Raw genomic sequence first — 21,749 nt, 5'->3', positions numbered from 1 at the left:
CTATTCTTAGTTTCCTAATCGGATTAAACATATTTTAGTCTGAAAAACAAAAAGTGTCAATTACAATAAACTGGGTTATTTAAATTTCAAATATTCAATCTTTTCAGAACTTAGGTCAAGTACAATTGCTTCAAGTAATGATCTCGCATTTAGATAGTCTCTAACATCATAAATAGCTTTACTAGTATGGATGTATCTCGCACAAACTCCGATGACTGCAGTTGGAATTCCTGTCAACGCTTTATGAATTTCTCCACCATCTGTGCCACCTGGTGATTGGAAATATTGATAGTTAATTTCATTTTTATCAATTGTTTCTAATAAATAATCTCTCATTCGCTCTGACAATATCATTGTGCGATCTAATATTCTAACAAGTACACCTTTACCTAGCGCGCCTGACAATCCGATATGTCCTTTCATATCATTTGCTGGTGAACAATCTACTACTAATGCTAAATCTGGTTGAATTAAATTAACACTTGCTGAAGCACCTCTTAAACCAACTTCTTCTTGGACATTCGCACCTACATATAAATCAACATCAAGGTCTTGGTCTTTTAATTGTTCTAATAATTCTAATCCGACTAAACATCCGTATCTGTTATCCCATGCTTTTGCTAAAATTCTATTTTCAGTTAATCGTTCTAAATCTGTACGTGGGACAATCGTATCACCAATATTGATACCCATCTCATTCAATTGTTCTAAATTTTCAGCACCAACATCAAGCAACATATCTTCAATAGACACACCTGATTCCTTCCCAGTTCTGAAATGTTTTGGAATACTACCTACCACACCGTTATAATATTTTTGGTCTCGCGTTTTTAATTGTAAAGTTTGAGACAACCATACATCTGACGAAACGCCGCCAAGAGGTGTGAATTTTAACATACCCTCTTTTGTCTTTTCTGTAACCATGAATCCAATTTCATCCATATGAGCTGCAATTAAAACCTTTTTCGCATTTGGATTTTTAGATTTTTTTACGCCGTAAATACTACCCATATTATCTCCAATGATTTCATCAACATATGGTTCCATTTTTTGTTTTAAATAGGATCTAACTTCATTTTCAAAACCAGGTACAGCATGTAATTCTGTTAGTTCTTTCATCATATTGATAGTTTCTTGTCTAATTTGTGTCATTGTAATTCTCCTCATTTAAATATTTATCTATCGTACACGCTTTGTGTTAAACTTAACTTAAGAAAAAGGAGGCATGGTCATGCAAAATAATAAGTTACGCTTCGTCCTTTTATGTTTTTCTATATTTACGGGTGTTGGTATGCTTGCAACATATATTTATTTCAAACAATTCAAGTATTATAATTGCGAAGACATACTGAAACAAGTTAAAAAACAATTCACAAATGTGGAAGCATCTTATATATTACATATCCCAAAAACCTACCAAAAATTCGGCATTGAAACGAAAGTAGTACATGGTGGCCTAACTGTTGATAGCGAGGGAAAATCGGTCAATTATGAATTTATTGCTGATGCTTTTAACGGCCAAGTCATTGATATTTACGAAATTTAATTTTCACGCTGTGAAATATTGAGCTGAGACAATAATGTGTCTCAGCTCTTTTTTATTATTTATTCAAAGCATCAAATGATTGCTTAATTGATTGAAGTCCTTTTAATAATTTTTCTTCACTACAAGCTACATTTAATCTAAAGTGATGACTATCACCTAATTCATATGAATGACCAAGTCCTGTAGCAATCTTACCTACTGATTGTAGCGCGTTTTGAACTTCTTTTTCAGAATAACCACTTTTAGAAAAATCTATCCATGCAAGATAAGTCGACTCCGGCTTAATAAATGATAATTGATCAGACATTTCATTATCGATAAAGGATTTAAGTATGGTCATATTTTTTTCAATATGCTGATTTAATTGATCAACCCATTCCTCAGATTGTGTATACGCAACCTTTACAGCTTCAACTGCCAGTGTATTTGCTGCAGCTAAACCATAATATGCAGATAATTTTCTATTAAATTGAAGTGTCGTAAATCTATGTTTAGTAATCATGAAACTACTCGCTAAACTTGCTAAGTTAAACGTTTTACCTAAGCCTGTAACGACTAATATAGGTGAATCTAATTTCATTAAGTTTGTCATTGAGAAGAATCCTTGTTCACTTCTTACAAAATCCATATGAATCTCATCCGATACGATGAATACGTCATTTTTCTCACAGACGTCTCTCATAAATTCACATTCTTCTTTCGTCCAAACTTTACCTGTAGGATTATGAGGATTACATAGAATAAACACTTTAACATCTGATCTTGAAGCGACTTTTTCAAATTGCTCTCTATCCAAATGATACCCATCTTCTGTAGCAATTAATGGTGATTCTACCGCAACACGTTTATTACCTTCAATCAGGTTTAGAAATGCATTATATGCCGGAGTATGAATTAATACGCCTTCTCCTTCTTTAGAAAATTCTCGTATCATTTCAGTAACAGTGAAAAGTATACTAGGCACATAATAAATATCGTTTTTCTGAACATTCACAGAGAATCTTCTCTTATACCATTGTTTAATCGCAGATAAATATTCATCTTGTTTCCATACTACATATCCAAAATGAGACTGATCCAGTTTCTTTTTTAAATTTTCTATGATGAAATCTGGTGTTTTAATATCCATATCAGCAACCCAAAATGGTTCTAAATTATCATAGTCATACACTTTATATTGGCCATCATAAGCAATACTACCGGTACCGCGACGATTTATTACTTCATCAAAGTTATACTTCAATGAGATCACTCCTTTTTATTTTCCCTATAATTTCTTTGCTCTCTGAATCCATTTGAACTGCAAAATAATTTACATCGTGATAGAAAACAAACCAATAATTTTCATCGATATATTTTTTTAATAAACGTTCTTTAGCATATATTGAATCCATCGGGTAATCATCATAAGCAGTCACCCAAAGCGGGTTTAAATGTGCAAATGTTGGTAATATATCAGCCATATGTACTGCTTTATCACCATTGCTTTCAAATTCAATGACAGAATGCCCTGCACTATGACCACCCGTATGATACATCGTAATGCCTGGTATAATTTCTAACTGATCTTTGAATGTATTGATTTGATGTTCAATACCTTTATAATTTTCTTCCCAGTATGTTGCTTTACTTCTAATATTAGGAGACGTTAATTCATCCCACTCAATTTGTGAAGTATAGATTTCAGCATTTTTAAACACTGATTTACCATCCGGTGTAGTTAAACCACACGCATGGTCAAAATGCATATGAGACATGATCACAATATCAATGTCATCAAGCGTAAGATTAAATTTAGCTAATTCATTAACTATGTCACTTTCATAAGTAGTACCATAATTACGCTTTTGTTTATCTGTTAACTTTCCATTACCCATTCCAGCATCAATTATAATATTGTGATTTTTACTTTGAATTAAAATTGGATGTGTCACAAGCGGAATTTGATTCAATTCATTTACCGGGTATTTTTTAGTCCATAAAGCTTTTGGAACAACTCCAAACATTGCACCACCATCCATTTGTGTAATACCACCTTGCAATGGATTTAAGTTGAATTCACCAATACTTAACAATAAATTTCCCTCCAATCATTTCATCATTATTTTATCATTAATTAAGACATTGAACATCTTTGATGATTGTAGGATAAGGAATCTGAGGTTATATGCTTTGCGTGGGGTGATTTTCGGTTGATCGTTGTACGTTGCATGAGTCTTGATAAATACAACATTCCTATTTATCACGTTTACTCAGTCTTGATAAATACATCACCTCTATTTATCACGTTTGCTCTGTCTTGATAAATACATCACCTCTATTTATCACGTTTGCTCTGTCTTGATAAATACAACACCTCTATTTATCACGTTTGCCCCGTCTTGATAAATACAACGTTCCTATTTATCACGTTTGACGAGTCTTGATAAATAGCACTTCATAAATAATATTTTTTCGGTTTTTTGCCGACTGATTTAAAATACTTCTCTGCGACTCTTCGAATTGTTAACGTGTTACTCACTCCACACCATACTTCTGCTTCTTTTAACGTAAAAGCTTCTCTTTTACAAATATAGAGTTCTTTTAAATTATACAAATACACATATTGACGGCTCCAATTACTATCACATTCCATACAAAATAACATTTTCTTTTTATTTATCAATCTCAAGTTATTCAATGCCTTGCACTTTGGACACTTCAATCCTGGGATGACATACTTCATTGGTACTTTCTCTATATTGTTATAAATACCTGAAAAGTCGGCTCTATTTTCACTAAACACTGATAAAATTTGCTGGTTTTCTTTTGTTTTAAAATTTTTAAACATGTATTGGAGTTTATATAATTCTGTAGGAAACATCATGTGAATATTTTTTGGAACTGGAGATTTTAATGTAAATGTTGGATGGGTAAATATGAGGATGGATTTCAATTCTCGAAGTATTTTGTGGTGTTTCATAAATTGGCTTATTTCGAAGTTCGCACGGTGAATTTGTGCAAATGGTGTATTAAACATATTTCCGTATTGATTGATAAATTGATCATCTTGTATTTGATAATCACCCGAATAATGTTTAACTTCTAAATGATATACATAATGATCATCCACAATTAAAAAATCAATCTGAATTCGATTAAATAAATCCAGATTTAAATTGTGAATATAGTTTAAGTTATTAACCTGATTTAATATGGGTTCAATGATCACTTCGCCTTCCATACCTTTTAAAAAACTTTTCGTATTTTGGTCTAAGTGTTTATTGTTTAATCTATTTGTTAATGCTTCTAAATAAAGTTGATTGTTCATAGATGCACCTCCAATTATTATTATAATAACCTCTCAATTTTTTTCAAAATGAAAAGATGGCTAGGACATAATTTGTAATGTCTTAGCCATCTTTTATATCTTGGCAGTAGATGACTGAGTTGAAAATACGCTTGTACCAAGCTTTTTTCAACTCTAGTCATCCTTGCCGGGGCGGGACTACGAAATCTTTTTTATAAATTAGATTTCTGTACCGCTCCCTTCTTTTGATTTAAAACTTGCTTCCATACGATAAATTCTAAATCCTCTACTTGAGAATTTATCTTCATACTCTGTACGAATATTATCTTCTGGTTCGTTTTCATGTAAGTTTAAGTTGATATAATCGAAAGTCATTCCATATCCAGACATGCTTTCTAAACTATATTCAAATAAACGTTGGTTATCTGTTTTAAAATGTATTTGACCGTCACTTTTTAAAATAAATTGGTATATTTCTAAGAAAGATGAAAACGTTAATCTGCGTTTTGCATGACGTGTCTTTGGCCACGGATCTGAGAAGTTAAGATAAATTCTTGAAACTTCATTTTCAACAAAATACTCAGTTAACAATTTGGCATCTTGATTAATTAACTTAATATTGTCTAATTCCATTTCTTTAACTTTTTCTAGAACTCTAACCATTACATTTTTGTCTTTTTCAATTGCAACAAAATTAATATTTGGATTTTGTTTTGCTGTTTCTGTAATGAAGCGTCCCATACCTGTTCCAACTTCTATATGGATAGGTTGATCTTTATCAAACCATTCTGCCATTTTATATTGGTGGTTGAGATCGACATCAACAATATTTGGGTGACTATTCAAGAAATCATCAGCCCAAGGTTTATTTCTCATTCTCATTCAAAGTAGCTCCTCATATAAATACATTTCTAGTCATCACTTCATTAAGGAAGGATAACCAATCATTCATATCATTAAATCGTTTTTTCTCTTCGTACCATTCAACCATTGCTATAGCTTGGATTAAAGTGTACCATTTCATACGCTTTTTCAAATCGTGCGTATCGTTAATACCATATTTAGTTAACCAATCTGCCCAATCTTGTTCCTCAACATACGTATACAATATCATACCTATATCAATTGCAGGGTCAGCAATCATTGCACCTTCCCAATCCACTAAGAACAGTTCATCTTGATCAGATAATAACCAATTATTATGATTCACATCTCCATGAATAACGGTATAAAATCGGCTATCAAGTGTAGGCATATTATCTTCTAAGTATAACAATGCCTTTCTTACTGTTCTGTTTGTTAAGACGTGTCTAGACAATGAACTATTAATCTTCTTAAATAATAGCTCAGGGTGCATAGGTTTCATTTCCATACGTTTTAACATATTTAATAATTGTTTAGAAGAATGTATTTTTTTAAGAAGTTTGGCAACACGGTCAGAATTCATTTCATCTTGGACTAACTCTCTACCATTTTTCCAATGTTGTGCAGTTACTACTTCTCCTGTTTCAATTCTCTTCGTCCAAACTAACTTTGGTACTATGCCTTCAGCTGACAATGCTGTTAAAAATGGACTCGAATTACGTTTTAGGAAGAGTTTACGACCATCTTGTTCTGCCATATATGCTTCACCTGATGCTCCGCCTGCTGAGTCTAACGTCCAACCTAATTGATAAAAATGTTCCAACCTATCCACCTCACTTTCAGAAAAAGAAAAAGACTCAAGAATGTACTTTTTCAAGAGTCATATTTTAATCTTAAAAATTTCTTTTTAATTTTTGTAATTTTAGTGCGCTTGTTATAAATTTTATTATCTTTTAGTAAAGATTTCAACCACATAAATGAAAACTTTCGAGTATTTTGAACCTATTCATATACTAAAAGTCTTATAAATACAGTATTTATATGGTTTAATAAGCTTTAAAAATTACACTAATTTATTTTTTATGACTTTGACTCTATATAATTGTCGAATGCTTTTTGTAATTGTTTTGTAATTGGACCCACTTTTCCATCAGAAACTTGTTGGTCATTAATTTGAACGACTGGCATTACTTCAATAGATGTACTTGAAACGATCACTTCATCAGCGTCTTTTAAGAAATCCACTGTAAATGCCTCTTCAATAAACGGAACATTTAAATCTTCTGCTAGTTCTTTAATCACACGTCTAGTGATACCATTCAAAATCAAATGATTAGCAGGGTGTGTATAAATTTCACCGTCTTTAATCGCATAGACATTACTTGAACTACCTTCAGTTACAGTTTCCCCTCTATGCATGATTGCTTCAACAGCATCATTTTGCGTTGCTTTTTCTTTAGCAAGTACATTACCAAGTAAGTTTAAACTCTTAATATCACATCTTAACCATCTAATATCTTCTTCAGTAATTGCCTTCACACCGTTTTCTAATTGATCATACGGTCTGTCATAGCTCTTAGAAAATGCACTAAACACTGGTTTAGTACTAGCATCAGGGAATGGGTGGTTACGTGGCGCTACACCACGTGTTACTTGAATATAAACACCGCCATTAACGACATTATTTTTCTTTGCAAGTTCTTTTGTAACATCAGTTAGCCCTTCAACTGAATAACCATCTAAGTTTAATCCAATTTCTTTTGCACTTCTAAATAATCTTTCATAGTGTTCTTTAGACGTAAATACTTTTCCATTGTATATACGTATGTATTCATAAATTCCGTCTCCAAAATTATATCCTCTATCAGAAAAACTTACTTTACCTTCAGATTCATCTACAAATTCATCATTTATAAAAATATATGTCATTTTTTATCATCCTTTACACAAACATTATATATTGCTTCTAAATATATTGCTGTTGCATTAAACAATTGCTTTTTAGTAATGTATTCATTTTTTTGATGCATTAAGTCTTCTGAATCTTTGAACATTGCGCCAAAAGCGACACCTTTATCAAGGTTTCTAGCGTAAGTTCCTCCACCAATTGTATAAGGTTCTGATTGGTCGTCTGTTTGATTTCGATATGCTGATAATAATTGATGAATAAATGCGTCATCTTTATCAACATAATGTGGTACTTGATGTTTATCCATTTCAATTTCAAATCCACGTTCTGTTACTTCTTCTGAGAAACGTGTTAATGATTGATCGAAGTTAAAACCTTCAGGATATCTTAAATTGATACCAAATTGACCACCGTCAACATCTGTATAACTCATAATACCTGTGTTTGTTGTAACTTCACCCATTTCTTCAGTGGCAAACTTCATCCCCATCTTTTCACCTTTAGGAGAATTAACGAGATAGTCGTTTGCAAATTTCACATAAGAACGTGCGTATTTATCTAATTTTAAGCTGTTTAAAAATTCGATAAGTAGCAAACCAGCATTGATACCTAAAGTAGGATCCATACCGTGTGCCGCTTTACCAAATACAGTTAAATTTAAGAAACCTTCATCAATTGAAGTTTCCCCTTCGATTTCATGTTCATTTAAGAACATTTCAAAGTTTTGAACAACATTCGTCATTTGTTCTTTAATCAATAACTTCGCTTGTGCAGTGTCTGGAACCATATTAAATCTCTCACCTGAGAAGAATGCTTTTAGCTCAACTTCTGGCTCATCAATATCTTCAACATAGCCTGATTGAAGAATATTAAAAGTAACGATTCCCTTTTCACCATGAATAAGTGGGAATTCAGCATCTGGTGCAAAACCAACTGTTGGCATTTCCTCAGTTTCAAAATATCTGTCTGTACATTTCCAATCTGATTCTTCGTCAGTACCGACAATAATATGTATACGTTTCTTCCAATCTACTTTCATGTCTTCTAAAATTTTAACTGCGTAATAAGCAGCAATTGTAGGACCTTTGTCATCTAACGTACCACGAGCAATAATTGTTTCTTCTGTTTCTACAGGATCAAAAGGATCTGTTTCCCAACCACTACCAGCAGGTACAACGTCAACATGACATAAAATACCTAGTAGATCGTCTCCCTTACCTGCTTCAATTCTACCGACGATGTTTTCAATATCAACATATGAAAATCCATCTCTTTCTCCAAGTTGATACATGTAATTTAATGCTTCCTTAGGACCAGGCCCGACAGGTGCATCGTATGTACTTTCCGCATCATTTCTTACACTTTCGATGCTCAAGAGCCCCTTTAAATCACTTACAATCTCTTTTTCATATTCTTTAACTTTATTTCTCCACATCGAAAATCATCTCTTTCTAACTTGAATAGTTATCTATATAATACCTTAAATTTTTGAAAATATGAAATAGAAATAGCGTTATTTTGCTAATTTTTTAATTAAAATTTTATTTCCTGTAGGTAGCAGTATAGTTAATTACTCTTTTAAAAAAACATATTTATTATTTCCCATTGAACTGCTGAAAAAAGGTTGTTGTTTTTTGTAAAACTGGTTTATCTTGCTAATATGTCACCTCTTATTTGCACTTTCGCCTTAAAATGCTAATATAGACACCCTTATTTGCACTTCTCATTATAAAAAAATACCAACAAAGTCAATGCTTTGTTGGCACCTATGAAAAATCTAATTATTTCTTTAAGTCTTCTTCTGTAACTACTCGTAAGTTACCGTTTGCTGTTCCGCCTTCATCGTCAAACTTAGCTTCTCTTTGATCAATTGGTTCTTGATCTTGTTTTTTTAGACGACCTTTAGCATTAGAAGCATATCCTTTAGGATCTTCTTTTGCTTTTTGGTATTCTGATTTTGCTTTTTCTTTGGCAGATTGTTTATAAGAAGTTGGGTCTTCTTTATATTTAGTGTACTCATCTTGAGCTTTCCCTTTAATGTCGTTTGCTCTTTGTTTTGCTGACTCTTTATAGCTTTCTGGATCTTCTTTGTACTTGCTGTATTCGTTTTTCAATCTATCTCTATTTTCTTTTTTAGATAATACTACTGCCGCTGCAGTACCTCCAAGTACAGCTAGCGTTCTAAATAATCCTGCTTTTTTAGCCATTTTCATCCACCTCTATTTGATTAATATTCCTATATATACCCATTGATAAACACTTTAAACATTATAAATCTAAGTTTTCAAAATCTATTTCTGTTAAATGTCTATATTCACCAAGTTCTAGTTCTTCATCTAATTCTAAATTTGCTATTTTAGTTCGTTTTAAATAAGTGACTTCGCAATTGATTGAATGGAACATTCTTTTTACTTGATGAAACTTCCCTTCATATATCGTTACATATGCGATAGACTGCTCACCATTCTCGACAATCTCTAATTCACTTGGTGTTGATGTAAAGTCCCCTAAATCAATACCTTGCTTAAATTTATCAATTGCATCTTCACTTATGTGACCATCCACTTCCGCATAATATCTTTTTGGTACGCGATGTTTTGGACTCATCAATTGATGTGAGAATTTGCCGTCATTCGTTAACAGTAATAATCCTTCTGTATCTTTATCTAAACGTCCTACCGGGAATAAATCTAAATGCATGTATTCTGGTACGATATCTACAACTGTTTCATGTTCATCGTCTTCTGTAGCAGATACAAAGCCAGCTGGTTTATTCATCATTAAATAGACAACTGGTTCATATGCAATTGGAATATCATCAAATGTAACGATATCTTCTTCTGGATTGATATGCATGTCTGCTTTTTTAACAATTTCATCGTTTACAGTAACTAAATTACCTTTTAAATATTTCTTAACTTCTTTACGTGTGCCAATACCTGAATTAGCTAAAAATTTATCTAGTCTCAATTTTTACACCCACTTGATTTTACGTCTGATTTTAGCAGTGATATCGCCTAAGAATTCATCTGCTAAACGCGTACGCATTGTTAAATAACCATAAACAATGACACCTACAAATCCACCAACGAGTAGAGTGATTAATGCACCAAGTTTCGTCGTTGGATCGATGAATAACGATACGATGAAGTAACTTAATTCAACGAATAATAACATAATGATCGTATAGAGTGTAATCTTCAACGTATGGTAAATCGTAATATCAAATTTAAAGTCTGCATATTTCCAAAGTACAATACAATTTAATACAACAGCAACAAGTAATGCGATTGCTGTACCCATTACTGCACCAATAGTATGGAAAGCAATAATTAATGGTAAGTTTACTACCGCTTTAACGACTAACGCGCCAACAACAATCCAAACTGTTAACGCTTGTTTATCAATACCTTGCAGCATAGAAGCTGTTACTGAAAGTAAAGCGATTAAAATACTAACAGGTGCATACCAGAATAAGATTTCTGTTCCCATTGGACTATAACTATAGAACACGTTATATAGTGGCTGTGCAAGTACCATAATCCCTAATGATGCCGGCACTGTTAAGTAAAGTAATACACCTAGTGCTTTTCTAATCTGTTGGTGCATATCATTGATTCTACCTGAGTTATACGTGTTAGTAATAAATGGTACTAAGCTGACTGCAAATCCTGCTGCCAATGAAGTAGGAATCATTACAATTTTATTTGTAGTCATATTTAACATCGTAAAGTAAATATCATGTAAATCACTATTAACACCAGCAATTGCTAAACCAGTATTATGTGTGAACTGATCAATTAAATTAATGATTGGAAAACATAAACTAACAATTACAAATGGAATACTGTATTTAATAATTTCTTTATAAATTTTTACATATGAAACATCAATATCACTTGTATCTTGTTCCACTTCAGCTTTAATAAGATTTCTTCTTTTAATCCAATAATATAATAACGTTAATAATGCTGTAACAGCACCAATTCCCGCTGCACTTGTCGCAACTTGGTTTGCTGTTAATACTGAACCGCCCATTACGTTTAGAACGATATAACTTCCACCTAAAATAAACGCAATACGAGCGACTTGTTCTGTAACTTCTGATACTGCAGTTGGCCCCATCGAATTAAACCCTTGGAATATACCTCTCCAAGTTGCCAATAATGGAATAAATAACACAACAAAACTAATCGTACGAATAACTGCTGTAATATCTTCTATCTTCCAGCCGCCTTCTAGTCCATCTTTATTTGCCAACGTTAGTTCTGCAATTGTTGGAGACAGGAAGAAAAGTAATAAGAACCCAACAAGCCCTGAAATTGACATTACAAGGAAACTCGATCGATATAACTTCCTACTCACTTTATATGCACCTAAAGCATTATATTTTGAAACATATTTTGCTGCTGCTAGTGGTACACCGGCAGTTGCGATTGTTATCATGATTGTGTATGGTTGATAAGCATATGTAAACGGTGCAAGGTTTTTCTCATCGCCAATAATCGCATAAAATGGTATTAAATAAAGTATACCAATGACTTTTGTAATTAAAATACTAGCCGTAAGAAGAAAGGTCCCTCTTACTAGCGCTTTACTTTCTGACATATTTTCATCCCTATCTAATTTACTTTTAAATTTAATAATAACAGGTTTATTTCTATTCTACTACTTTTTTTAAAACACATTATTCGTTAAAATGACATTACTACTACTTATGGAGGTAACACATGTATCATACTATTATTATCGGTGCAGGACCAAGCGGATTAATGGCCGCATATAGTGCAAGTGTAAACGGCAATCACGTATTATTACTTGAAAAGAAAAAAGGTCTTGGACGTAAACTACGCATTTCTGGCGGTGGCCGATGCAACGTCACAAATCGATTACCATACGAAGAAATCATTCAAAATATTCCAGGAAACGGTAAATTTTTATATAGTCCATTTTCAACTTTTGACAATGAATCGATTATACAATTTTTTGAATCAAGACAAGTTAAGTTAAAAGAAGAAGACCATGGCCGTATGTTTCCTGTGTCAAACCGTGCTCAAGATGTTGTTGAAGCACTCGTTACAGCTGTAAAAGACAACGGTGTTGAGATTCGACAAGAAACTGCTGTTGCATCAATTGAAAGTGAACAAGATCAAATCACAGGTGTTACATTAAATAACGGTACATTTATTCCAGCACGAACGGTCATCATTGCTTCGGGTGGTTGTAGTGTTCCTCATACTGGATCAACCGGTGATGGATATAAATTTGCAGAACATCTTGGTCATACGATTACCGAATTATTCCCTACCGAAGTGCCTATTAAATCTAATGAACCTTTCATTAAAGACAAAACATTACAAGGTTTAAGTTTACAAAATGTAGGCCTATCTGTATTAAAGAAAAATGGTAAACCAAGAATCACACATCAAATGGATATGTTATTTACTCACTTTGGCGTTTCTGGTCCAGCCGCTTTAAGATGTAGTCAATTTATCTTCAAAGAACAAAAATCTCAAAAGAAACAAGAGATTCAAATGGCTATTGATTTATTTCCAGAAACCAAATCTCATGATTTAGAACAACAAATCATTAAGAAATTAAAAGACGAACCAAACAAAGCCATAAAAAATGCTTTAAAAGGACTCGTACAAGAAAGATATTTACATTTTATTTTAAAACAGTCAAGTATTGATATAGATACAACGTATCATCATTTATCACAACAAGTAATAAGAGATTTCGTTCAAAACTTAAAAGCATTTACTTTTACTGTTAATGGTACACTACCAATTGATAAAGCATTCGTCACAGGTGGCGGCGTGAATATTAAAGAAATTGAACCTAATACGATGCAATCTAAAATTTGCAGTGGCCTATTCTTCTCAGGTGAAGTATTAGATATTCACGGTTATACTGGTGGTTATAATATAACAAGTGCATTAGTTACTGGTTATGTAGCTGGACATAACGCTTCGTTAATAGAATAAATAAAAAGAGTTGAGCATCCGCTCAACTCTTTTTATTTATTTCCTTTTTATGTAGAAAGATCACGCCAACGAGATTGTTTTCACTTTCTATCTCGTTAGATTTTCTAACGGGATTGTTTCTCAGAACTATCTCGTTAACGCCTCGTTTTCTCACTTTTTATAGATATTTCATACTTTTGCAGGCTCTATTTACTCGCTAACGAGATTGTTTTCACTTTCTATCTCGTTAGATTTTCTAACGGGATTGTTTCTCAGAACTATCTCGTTAACGCCTCGTTTTCTCACTTTTTATAGATATTTCATACTTTTGCAGGCTCTATTTACTCGCTAACGAGATTGTTTTCACTTTCTATCTCGTTAGATTTTCTAACGGGATTGTTTTCCAGAACTATCTCGTTAGCTGTGCCCAATATTGCTTGTCGACCTCCACTTGCAATGTTCAACATTTTTTGCGCTGACTCCTGCGGGAACTGCATGATTCGAAGACTACAGGCTGAGAACATGCCCGCGGAAAGCATGCGCATAAAAATGTCGACAAAGTTCAATTACTTTGTCGACACTCTATGAGTGAGCATCTGCTCAACTCTTTTTATTTATATTAAATACCTTTAAATTCTAATCCTTCATCGCCCCATGCGTGCATGCCGCCTTCAATATTTACTGCATCAATATCATGATCATTTAAATATTCAACAACATTTGCACTTCGAACGCCTCCAGCACATACAATATAGTATGTCTGTTTCTCATTAAAGTTGCTTAACTCATTCGGAATTTCTCCCATTGGAATATGTTTCGCTCCTGGAATCATACCGAATGCAACTTCATGGTCTTCTCTTACATCAACAATATTGATTGGATCGTTTGAAGTAATCATATTGGCTAATTCAGTTACATTTATTTCTTTCATAACAAGCACACTCCTAAAATATTTAGTTAGCTACGATGTTAACTAATTTTTGAGGTACTGCAATCACTTTGCGTACCGTTTTACCTTCAATTGCTTCTTTAACTTTATCGTTTTCCAAAGCAACTGCTTCCATTTCTTCTTTGCTCAAGTCTTTTGAGATACTGATTTTATCTTTCAATTTACCATTTACTTGAATTACAATTTCAACTTCATTATCTACAAGTAATGATTCATCAAATGTTGGCCACGCTTCATAAGTGACTGTATCATCGTGTCCTAATTTCTCCCATAGTTCTTCAGAAATATGAGGTGCAATTGGTGAAAGTAATTTTACAAATCCTTCAACATAAGATTTATTGATTTGATCTTGTTTGTAACAATCGTTTATAAATACCATCATTTGACTAATCGCAGTGTTAAAGTTCAATGTATTAAAGTCTTCAGTCACTTTCTTCACTGTTTGGTTATATACTTTATCTAATTGAGGTGTTTGATCTGTAGTTACTTTACTTGATAACTCACCTTCTTCAGTTACGAGTAAACGCCAAACTCTGTCTAAGAAACGACGAGATCCATCTAATCCATTTTCACTCCATGCAATTGCAGCATCAAGTGGACCCATAAACATTTCATATAATCTTAAAGTATCTGCACCGTGAGAGCGTACGATATCATCAGGGTTTACAACATTACCTTTAGATTTACTCATTTTTTCATTACCTTCACCAAGAATCATGCCTTGATTATATAATTTTTGGAAAGGTTCTTTAGTTGGAACAACACCGATATCGTAAAGCACTTTATGCCAGAATCTTGCATATAATAGATGAAGCACCGCATGTTCAACCCCACCAATATATAAATCAACCGGCAACCAATGTTTAAGTAATTCAGGATCCGCTAATTGCTTATCATTATGTGGATCAATATATCTTAAATAATACCAACAGCTTCCAGCCCATTGTGGCATCGTATTTGTTTCACGACGACCTTTCATACCATTTTTAGGATCAACTACATTAATGAAAGATTCAATGTTAGCAAGTGGTGATTCACCTGTACCAGATGGTTTTACTTGATCTGTCTCAGGTAATAGTAACGGTAATTCCTCTTCAGGAACTGTTGTCATTGTGCCATCTTCCCAATGTATCACAGGAATTGGTTCACCCCAATAACGTTGTCTACTAAATAACCAGTCTCTTAATTTATAGCTCACTTTTTTCTTACCGATACCTTTTTCTTCTAACATATCAATTGCTTTAGGTACCGCTTCTTCTTGTGTTAAACCATTTAATTGATCAGAATCAATCATTTTACCTTCTTCATTATAAACAGTCATAATGTCTAAGTTGAATTTCTCAGCAAATTCAGCATCTCTTTCATCATGTGCAGGTACTGCCATTACTGCGCCTGTACCGTAACTAATTAAAACGTAATCTGCAATCCAGATAGGCATTTTTTTGCCTGTGAATGGGTTAGTAGTAAACGCACCCGTAAACACGCCACTTTTATCTTTTGCTAAATCTGTTCTTTCTAAATCGGATTTAAGTGATGCAGCACGTTTATATTCAGCAACGGCTTCTTTTTCATCTTCAGTAGTAATTTGATCAACTAATGGATGCTCCGGTGAAAGTACAGCAAAAGTTGCACCGTAAATTGTATCTGGACGAGTTGTAAATACATCAAATGACAATTCAGTATCATCAATGTTAAATGTTAATTCAGCACCTTCAGATCTACCAATCCAGTTTCTTTGCATATCTTTAATAGATTCTGGCCAATCTACATCGTTTAAATCTTCTAATAAACGATCTGCATATTCTGTAATTTTTAATACCCATTGACGCATTGGCTTTCTAATAACAGGGTGTCCACCACGTTCTGATACGCCATCAACAATTTCTTCATTAGAAAGTACTGTTCCTAATGCTGGACACCAGTTAACAGCAACTTCATCTACATATGCTAAACCTTTATTATAAAGTTGGATGAATATCCATTGTGTCCATTTATAATATTCAGGATCTGTCGTATTGATTTCTCTATCCCAATCGTAAGAAAAACCAAGTTCTTTAATTTGTCTTTTAAATGTTTCTATATTTTGAGCTGTAAATGCTTTAGGGTCGTTACCTGTATCAATTGCATATTGTTCTGCAGGTAAACCAAATGCATCCCATCCCATTGGGTGTAATACATTGTATCCTTGCATTCTCTTATATCTAGAAACGATATCAGTTGCCGTATAACCTTCTGGATGCCCTACATGTAATCCTGCTCCAGATGGATAAGGAAACATATCTAATGCATAGAATTTCTTCTGACCAACTTGATCACTTGCTTTAAATGTTTTGTTCTTATCCCAAAAATTTTGCCACTTCTTCTCAATATCCTGATGATTATAATTCATTAAATATGCCTCCTATAAAATAAAAAAAGCCATCCCAACCAGATTAATAGTTGGGACGACTGAAATAATAATGCCGCGGTACCACCCAGAATTCACTCAATAACAGTGCACTTCATTTATATGGTTTAAGATTGCTTTAGAAAATTATAAATAATGGTAAGTTCGCTTAATGGATATCATCAGTTCACAGCCCCACTGACTCTCTTAAGATTCGCATCTTGCTACTACTCCTTATATAACCTAATATTAGGCAATTTCTATTTATTTTGCAAGTTTTATTTAAAATTTTAATTAAATTCAAGGTGACTTACTTTAAAGTTGTTTAAACCTTTTTCTGCAAAATCAGGTTATTATATGTTAAAATGCTTTAGATAAGTTTGTAGAACAGGATGTGAAATAAAATGACAGAACAATTCCGTTTTGCGTTTGATAATAAAAGATATCATACATGGAATTATCATTTAAGAAATAAATTTGGTGAAAAAATATTTAAAATAGCTATAGACGGTGGATTCGATTGTCCTAACCGTGACGGTACAGTTGCACATGGCGGATGTACTTTCTGTTCTGCAGCTGGTAGTGGCGACTTTGCTGGTGACAGAGCTGAACCGATTAAAGTTCAATTTAAAAAAATCAAAGATAAGATGCATGAAAAGTGGTCAGAAGGTAAATATATCGCTTATTTCCAAGCATTTACGAACACACATGCACCTGTAGAAGTGTTACGAGAAAAATATGAAGCAGCATTATCTGAAGAAAATGTAGTCGGCCTTTCAATTGCAACAAGACCTGACTGCTTGCCTGACGATGTCGTAGAATATTTAGCAGAATTAAATGAAAGAACGTATCTATGGGTTGAACTCGGATTACAAACTGTTCATCAAGAAACGTCTGATTTAATCAATCGTGCACACGATATGCAATGTTATTACGAAGGTATCGCTAAATTAAGAAAACATAATATCAATATTTGTACGCATATTATCAACGGGTTACCTGGGGAAGATTATAAAATGATGATGGAAACAGCTAAAGAAGTTGCGCAAATGGATGTACAAGGGATTAAAATCCATTTACTACATTTACTTAAAGGCACGCCAATGGTGAAACAATATGAAAAAGGTATGCTTGAATTTATGACTCAAGATGATTACACAGCTTTAGTGTGTGATCAATTAGAAATACTTCCTGAAGAAATGATTATTCACCGTATTACTGGTGATGGACCAATCGATTTAATGGTAGGACCAATGTGGAGCGTGAATAAATGGGAAGTATTAAATGCGATTGATAATGAACTTAAAAATCGTGGCACAATGCAAGGTTCAAAATTTGTGAAAGAAGTGAGTATTCAATCATGATAGTAGATGGTATCCTCCCTTTTGCTAGAAAATTAATTACATCACATATCAATGATTCAAGTATCGTTGTAGATGCGACATGTGGCAATGGTAATGATACGTACTTTCTTGCAAATCAAGTACCAAATGGTCATGTTTATGCTTTTGATATTCAAAAAGCAGCAATCGAAAGTACAAAGCTAAAGACTGCGTCATTTGACCATATTACCTATCATCAAACCGGTCATGAACATGCAGCAACGATTGTTAAAAATAATCACGATGGTATAGATGCATCTATATTTAATTTAGGTTACTTGCCTAAAGGAGATAAAAATATAACAACGCATGCGCTAACAACGATTGAAGCTATACAATCTTTATTTGAAATAACAAATAAAAATGGCATCATTGTTCTCGTTGTTTATCCTGGTCATCCAGAAGGACAAATTGAATCGAATGAAGTCCGTGAATTTGTGCAATCAATAGATCAGCAAACAGCCCACGTACTTCATTATCAATTTATCAATCAAAAAAATAACCCACCTTACATTATCGCAATTGAGAAGCGATAACTACAAAAGTCTTCGTGCGATGTATAGTCAATCGCACGAAGACTTTCTGTTTTTGCCGAGATATCGTGCGTTTCGGGGTCAATCGCACGATATCTCTATTCCTATATTTACAGGTAAAAAAACATCTCATTTTATACTGAATAAATCAGTAAAATGAGATGTTTTGTATATTGAGTTAAGTTTTAAACCCCAACCTCTTTATTTAAATATCACATGTATCTAATATTGCTTTAAATTGACTTTCGAAATGATCTTTTCTATCTTTGATTTCATCACATACAAAATCAACGATTGCATCTTTTTTATCTGCAAATGATTCATTCACTTCTACGATAACTGTTCGTTCGTCATCTTCTGGTCTTACTTTTTTAATCCAGCCTTTTTTCACTAAATTATTATAAAGTCTCGTTCTTTTATATGGTTTAATATCGATATATTCATCAAGTTCTTTAAGACTCATTGAGCCATTATTCCATAACATAATCAATGTAAGAAATTCATCTTTCTCTAATTCAAATTTCTCTTCAATTTTATAGAATATAACATTGATATTTTTTTGAATATCGTCTAACAGGATTAAATCATTTACTTTATTAACTTTTTCTACCATAATCTCGCCTCCAACGTTCTATATACTAAGATATACCCAGTTTGGAAAGATTTATGCTTTATTTTCATTTTTTTACAAAAGTGGATTAATTTTCTTCTTCAATTAATAGACCTACATAATGAATACGATTGTTCATGAAAGAGATAATATATTTCATTACATTTTCTCTTTCTGGTTCATTATGAACTTCATGATTTAGACCATTCCATGCTTTAAAGTATAATTCATCAGTATTAATCGTCTTACCAATTGTTCTAATAGAATCTGTATCAACAATTTTATCGTCAGTACCTAACATTAATAATGTAGGAATTGGTGAAATGTGATGTATATTTTCCATTGTTGTCTTCATTGTTTCTAAAATTGTTTTATACCAATGATAACTCACTTTATGTATCATTAATGCATCCTTGTTCGTATCTTCAATGACTTCTTTATTACTTGTTAATTTTTCAACAGTAATACCTGTATCAAATTTTGCATCTTTTGCAACTGTTCCGAAACTAGACGCTAAGAAGTTTCTTCTTGTAGAAATGTTTTGTTGAAATGCGACTAATGGAGAAATTAACATGACACCTTCTACCTTTAAGTCCACTTTCTCTAATAAATTAAGTAGAATCAGACCACCGAGACCTACGCCTAACGTAAATACTGGGAGATGGTACTCTTCTGCTATAGATATCCATTCTAATACTTGTTCATGATATTCTTCAAATCGATCAACGTGCCCTCTATGAACACGAGAAGTTTGACCTTGTCCTCTTAAGTCACCCATGATGACATGATATCCTTCTCTACGTAGCTTTGTAATAACATAAGCATATCTTCCTGTATGTTCTAACATATTATGAACAATAACAACAATACCTTTAGCTTCTTTCTCAGTTTCCCATTTCCACATAATATTTTTGCTCCTTTTACCTTTATCGCTACATTTTTGTTAAACTTAGTATAACAAATTTTTTCAAAAGAATGGAGAATCTTGAATGATAAAATCTTTTAACAACAAAAGCCCTCAAATTGACGCAAGTTGTTATGTCGCTGAAAATGCGACTATCATTGGTGATGTCAAGATTGGTGCTGAGAGTTCTGTATGGTTTAATGCCGTTATTAGAGGAGATGTTTCACCAACGATTATTGGTAACGGTGTGAATATTCAAGACTTAAGTTGTTTGCATCAAAGTCCTAATCAACCTCTTATAATAGAAGACTTTGTTACAGTTGGCCATCGTGTCACATTACATTCAAGCATTATTCGTGAACATGCATTGATTGGCATGGACTCAACAATACTCGATGGTGCAGAAATTGGTGAATACGCATTTATCGGTGCAGGATCAATTGTCCCACCTGGCAAAAAAATCCCACCACGAACTTTAGCATTCGGTAGACCTGCAAAAGTGATTCGCGAGCTTACTGATGAAGATTACAATGAACTCAAAAGAATCAACAATAGCTATATTGAAAAGGCTAAAATTTATAAAGAAATTGATTAATTAAAAAAGACAGCTTAATTTGGTTGGTAATTATCCATCAAATTAAGCTGTCTTCATTTTTATGCTATTTTAAATTTATTGTGCATGAACGGTAGTTTCACAACGATAAATGCAATGATGATTTCATAAAACATTGAGAAGAACTTCTCAAAGAAGAATAAAATATTTTGCGAAATAATCGTTCCAAATCCTTGCCCACCAAATTGGTAATTAACAAGTAAGAAATTATCAATTAAGTTTAGTACGACAATTGTGATAAACACTGTCCATGATTTTTTAGTTATCATCGCAATCACAATTGCAATAATCCCGATTACAATTGGTTCAAATATAAATAATTGTACGAAACTGTCTAAAGGTGCCCCGAACATATAAAATGCCATATCCTTAAACATAATTATTGCTCCTTTATAATCAATTCTAATAGCAATATTATATCATGCATAACACCAAATAATTGTTAAGATATGTTAAAGATTATCCCCCTCTCTTAACATTAAATTAATATTTTAGACTATGGATTAGCAGTATTTATATTTCAAAAGATCACTAACCAGATTGTTTTTACTTTCTATCTCGTTAGCGTGGTATTTTCTCACTTTTTAATGTTAATTTAGGCTTTGATACAGTCTATATCACCGCTAACGAGATTGTTTTTACTTTCTATCTCGTTAGATTTTCTAATAGGATTGTTTTTCAGAACTATCTCGTTAGCGCCTAATATACTAACTTTTTTATCATTTTTCACTTGAAAACAGGATTTTTACCCGCTAACGATATTGTTTTTACTTTCTATCTCGTTAGATTTTCTAACGG

The 21,749-nt window shown here is 32.9% G+C and carries 21 protein-coding genes; 5 read left to right on the top strand and 16 right to left on the bottom strand.

Annotation, left to right across the window (positions count from 1 at the left end):
- Positions 1–75: 75 nt before the first annotated feature.
- Positions 76–1,152 carry a M42 family metallopeptidase gene (locus tag P3U32_RS05185; protein WP_323704545.1) on the bottom strand — a complete coding sequence of 359 codons (1,077 nt, stop codon included), beginning with the start codon at positions 1,150–1,152 and terminating at the stop codon, positions 76–78.
- Positions 1,153–1,231: 79 nt separating this feature from the next.
- Between P3U32_RS05185 and P3U32_RS05180 the strand changes: the two genes are divergently transcribed.
- Positions 1,232–1,546 (top strand): hypothetical protein, encoded by a 315-nt coding sequence (locus tag P3U32_RS05180; RefSeq protein ID WP_323704544.1) that lies wholly within the window; start codon positions 1,232–1,234, stop codon positions 1,544–1,546.
- A gap of 55 nt (positions 1,547–1,601) precedes the next feature.
- On the opposite strand, the gene P3U32_RS05175 is transcribed toward P3U32_RS05180, so the two are convergent.
- The 10 genes from P3U32_RS05175 to P3U32_RS05130 all read right to left on the bottom strand — a co-directional run bounded on the left by P3U32_RS05175 (position 1,602) and on the right by P3U32_RS05130 (position 12,216).
- Positions 1,602–2,789, bottom strand: a complete 1,188-nt coding sequence (locus tag P3U32_RS05175; RefSeq protein ID WP_323704543.1) for a MalY/PatB family protein — start codon at positions 2,787–2,789, stop codon at positions 1,602–1,604.
- Positions 2,779–3,621: a YtnP family quorum-quenching lactonase gene (locus tag P3U32_RS05170; protein WP_323704542.1), complete on the bottom strand. Its 843-nt coding sequence runs from the start codon at positions 3,619–3,621 to the stop codon at positions 2,779–2,781. The genes P3U32_RS05175 and P3U32_RS05170 overlap by 11 nt, the downstream gene beginning before the upstream one ends.
- Before the next feature lie 362 nt (positions 3,622–3,983).
- A complete protein-coding gene (locus tag P3U32_RS05165) occupies positions 3,984–4,856 on the bottom strand; it encodes a nuclease-related domain-containing protein (RefSeq protein WP_323704541.1) in 873 nt (290 codons plus the stop codon).
- 198 nt (positions 4,857–5,054) lie between these two features.
- On the bottom strand, positions 5,055–5,717 hold the full coding sequence (gene trmB, locus P3U32_RS05160) for a tRNA (guanosine(46)-N7)-methyltransferase TrmB (RefSeq protein WP_323704540.1): 663 nt from the start codon (positions 5,715–5,717) through the stop codon (positions 5,055–5,057).
- Positions 5,718–5,730: 13 nt separating this feature from the next.
- Entirely contained in the window at positions 5,731–6,522 is a 792-nt protein-coding gene (locus P3U32_RS05155; protein WP_323704539.1) for a phosphotransferase family protein, read from the bottom strand.
- Between the two features lie 257 nt (positions 6,523–6,779).
- Positions 6,780–7,628 (bottom strand): D-amino-acid transaminase, encoded by an 849-nt coding sequence (dat, locus tag P3U32_RS05150; RefSeq protein ID WP_323704538.1) that lies wholly within the window; start codon positions 7,626–7,628, stop codon positions 6,780–6,782.
- Positions 7,625–9,043, bottom strand: coding sequence for a dipeptidase PepV (gene pepV, locus P3U32_RS05145; protein WP_323704537.1), 1,419 nt, complete (start codon positions 9,041–9,043; stop codon positions 7,625–7,627). The genes dat and pepV overlap by 4 nt, the downstream gene beginning before the upstream one ends.
- Before the next feature lie 346 nt (positions 9,044–9,389).
- Positions 9,390–9,815, bottom strand: a complete 426-nt coding sequence (locus P3U32_RS05140; RefSeq protein ID WP_323704536.1) for a YtxH domain-containing protein — start codon at positions 9,813–9,815, stop codon at positions 9,390–9,392.
- A gap of 61 nt (positions 9,816–9,876) precedes the next feature.
- A complete protein-coding gene (locus tag P3U32_RS05135) occupies positions 9,877–10,578 on the bottom strand; it encodes a pseudouridine synthase (protein WP_323704535.1) in 702 nt (233 codons plus the stop codon).
- Positions 10,579–10,581: 3 nt separating this feature from the next.
- Positions 10,582–12,216, bottom strand: a complete 1,635-nt coding sequence (locus tag P3U32_RS05130; protein WP_323704534.1) for a putative polysaccharide biosynthesis protein — start codon at positions 12,214–12,216, stop codon at positions 10,582–10,584.
- A 122-nt stretch (positions 12,217–12,338) separates the two neighbouring features.
- Here P3U32_RS05130 and P3U32_RS05125 point away from each other — a divergent pair, with 122 nt between their 5' ends.
- Positions 12,339–13,595, top strand: coding sequence for a BaiN/RdsA family NAD(P)/FAD-dependent oxidoreductase (locus P3U32_RS05125; protein ID WP_323704533.1), 1,257 nt, complete (start codon positions 12,339–12,341; stop codon positions 13,593–13,595).
- Positions 13,596–14,193: 598 nt separating this feature from the next.
- Here the strand turns inward: P3U32_RS05125 and P3U32_RS05120 are convergent.
- Together P3U32_RS05120 and leuS are read right to left on the bottom strand one after the other, a co-directional pair.
- Positions 14,194–14,505, bottom strand: a complete 312-nt coding sequence (locus P3U32_RS05120) for a rhodanese-like domain-containing protein (RefSeq protein ID WP_323704532.1) — start codon at positions 14,503–14,505, stop codon at positions 14,194–14,196.
- A 22-nt stretch (positions 14,506–14,527) separates the two neighbouring features.
- Positions 14,528–16,912 carry a leucine--tRNA ligase gene (gene leuS / locus P3U32_RS05115; protein WP_323704531.1) on the bottom strand — a complete coding sequence of 795 codons (2,385 nt, stop codon included), beginning with the start codon at positions 16,910–16,912 and terminating at the stop codon, positions 14,528–14,530.
- Positions 16,913–17,313: 401 nt separating this feature from the next.
- On the opposite strand from leuS, the gene P3U32_RS05110 reads away from it, so the two are divergent.
- Positions 17,314–18,273 carry a tRNA modification radical SAM protein MnmL/YtqA gene (locus tag P3U32_RS05110; protein WP_323704530.1) on the top strand — a complete coding sequence of 320 codons (960 nt, stop codon included), beginning with the start codon at positions 17,314–17,316 and terminating at the stop codon, positions 18,271–18,273.
- Positions 18,270–18,827, top strand: coding sequence for a tRNA 5-(aminomethyl)-2-thiouridylate-methyltransferase MnmM (locus P3U32_RS05105; protein WP_323704529.1), 558 nt, complete (start codon positions 18,270–18,272; stop codon positions 18,825–18,827). The genes P3U32_RS05110 and P3U32_RS05105 overlap by 4 nt, the downstream gene beginning before the upstream one ends.
- A 202-nt stretch (positions 18,828–19,029) precedes the next feature.
- Here the strand turns inward: P3U32_RS05105 and P3U32_RS05100 are convergent, their stop codons facing one another.
- Together P3U32_RS05100 and P3U32_RS05095 are read right to left on the bottom strand one after the other, a co-directional pair.
- Positions 19,030–19,437 carry a transcriptional regulator, SarA/Rot family gene (locus P3U32_RS05100; protein ID WP_323704528.1) on the bottom strand — a complete coding sequence of 136 codons (408 nt, stop codon included), beginning with the start codon at positions 19,435–19,437 and terminating at the stop codon, positions 19,030–19,032.
- Between the two features lie 85 nt (positions 19,438–19,522).
- Positions 19,523–20,338 carry an alpha/beta hydrolase gene (locus P3U32_RS05095; protein ID WP_323704527.1) on the bottom strand — a complete coding sequence of 272 codons (816 nt, stop codon included), beginning with the start codon at positions 20,336–20,338 and terminating at the stop codon, positions 19,523–19,525.
- Between the two features lie 85 nt (positions 20,339–20,423).
- Here P3U32_RS05095 and P3U32_RS05090 point away from each other — a divergent pair, with 85 nt between their 5' ends.
- Positions 20,424–20,933, top strand: coding sequence for a gamma carbonic anhydrase (locus tag P3U32_RS05090; protein WP_323704526.1), 510 nt, complete (start codon positions 20,424–20,426; stop codon positions 20,931–20,933).
- A 59-nt stretch (positions 20,934–20,992) separates the two neighbouring features.
- Here the strand turns inward: P3U32_RS05090 and P3U32_RS05085 are convergent, their stop codons facing one another.
- Positions 20,993–21,328, bottom strand: a complete 336-nt coding sequence (locus P3U32_RS05085; protein ID WP_323704525.1) for a hypothetical protein — start codon at positions 21,326–21,328, stop codon at positions 20,993–20,995.
- Positions 21,329–21,749 lie beyond the last annotated feature (421 nt).

The sequence above is a fragment of the Mammaliicoccus sp. Dog046 genome, from assembly GCF_034039665.1.
Classification (GTDB): Bacteria; Bacillota; Bacilli; order Staphylococcales; family Staphylococcaceae; genus Mammaliicoccus.
This window is presented reverse-complemented; position numbering and strand designations above follow the sequence as displayed.

What these genes read in the sequence shown, in the direction of transcription:
- P3U32_RS05185 (WP_323704545.1), bottom strand. Translation starts at nt 1,152, where the DNA reads ATGACACAAATTAGACAAGAAACTATCAATATGATGAAAGAACTAACA.
- P3U32_RS05180 (WP_323704544.1), top strand. Translation starts at nt 1,232, where the DNA reads ATGCAAAATAATAAGTTACGCTTCGTCCTTTTATGTTTTTCTATATTT.
- P3U32_RS05165 (WP_323704541.1), bottom strand. Translation starts at nt 4,856, where the DNA reads ATGAACAATCAACTTTATTTAGAAGCATTAACAAATAGATTAAACAAT.
- trmB (WP_323704540.1), bottom strand. Translation starts at nt 5,717, where the DNA reads ATGAGAATGAGAAATAAACCTTGGGCTGATGATTTCTTGAATAGTCAC.
- dat (WP_323704538.1), bottom strand. Translation starts at nt 7,628, where the DNA reads ATGACATATATTTTTATAAATGATGAATTTGTAGATGAATCTGAAGGT.
- pepV (WP_323704537.1), bottom strand. Translation starts at nt 9,043, where the DNA reads ATGTGGAGAAATAAAGTTAAAGAATATGAAAAAGAGATTGTAAGTGAT.
- P3U32_RS05140 (WP_323704536.1), bottom strand. Translation starts at nt 9,815, where the DNA reads ATGGCTAAAAAAGCAGGATTATTTAGAACGCTAGCTGTACTTGGAGGT.
- P3U32_RS05130 (WP_323704534.1), bottom strand. Translation starts at nt 12,216, where the DNA reads ATGTCAGAAAGTAAAGCGCTAGTAAGAGGGACCTTTCTTCTTACGGCT.
- P3U32_RS05125 (WP_323704533.1), top strand. Translation starts at nt 12,339, where the DNA reads ATGTATCATACTATTATTATCGGTGCAGGACCAAGCGGATTAATGGCC.
- P3U32_RS05120 (WP_323704532.1), bottom strand. Translation starts at nt 14,505, where the DNA reads ATGAAAGAAATAAATGTAACTGAATTAGCCAATATGATTACTTCAAAC.
- leuS (WP_323704531.1), bottom strand. Translation starts at nt 16,912, where the DNA reads ATGAATTATAATCATCAGGATATTGAGAAGAAGTGGCAAAATTTTTGG.
- P3U32_RS05110 (WP_323704530.1), top strand. Translation starts at nt 17,314, where the DNA reads ATGACAGAACAATTCCGTTTTGCGTTTGATAATAAAAGATATCATACA.
- P3U32_RS05105 (WP_323704529.1), top strand. Translation starts at nt 18,270, where the DNA reads ATGATAGTAGATGGTATCCTCCCTTTTGCTAGAAAATTAATTACATCA.
- P3U32_RS05100 (WP_323704528.1), bottom strand. Translation starts at nt 19,437, where the DNA reads ATGGTAGAAAAAGTTAATAAAGTAAATGATTTAATCCTGTTAGACGAT.
- P3U32_RS05095 (WP_323704527.1), bottom strand. Translation starts at nt 20,338, where the DNA reads ATGTGGAAATGGGAAACTGAGAAAGAAGCTAAAGGTATTGTTGTTATT.
- P3U32_RS05090 (WP_323704526.1), top strand. Translation starts at nt 20,424, where the DNA reads ATGATAAAATCTTTTAACAACAAAAGCCCTCAAATTGACGCAAGTTGT.
- P3U32_RS05085 (WP_323704525.1), bottom strand. Translation starts at nt 21,328, where the DNA reads ATGTTTAAGGATATGGCATTTTATATGTTCGGGGCACCTTTAGACAGT.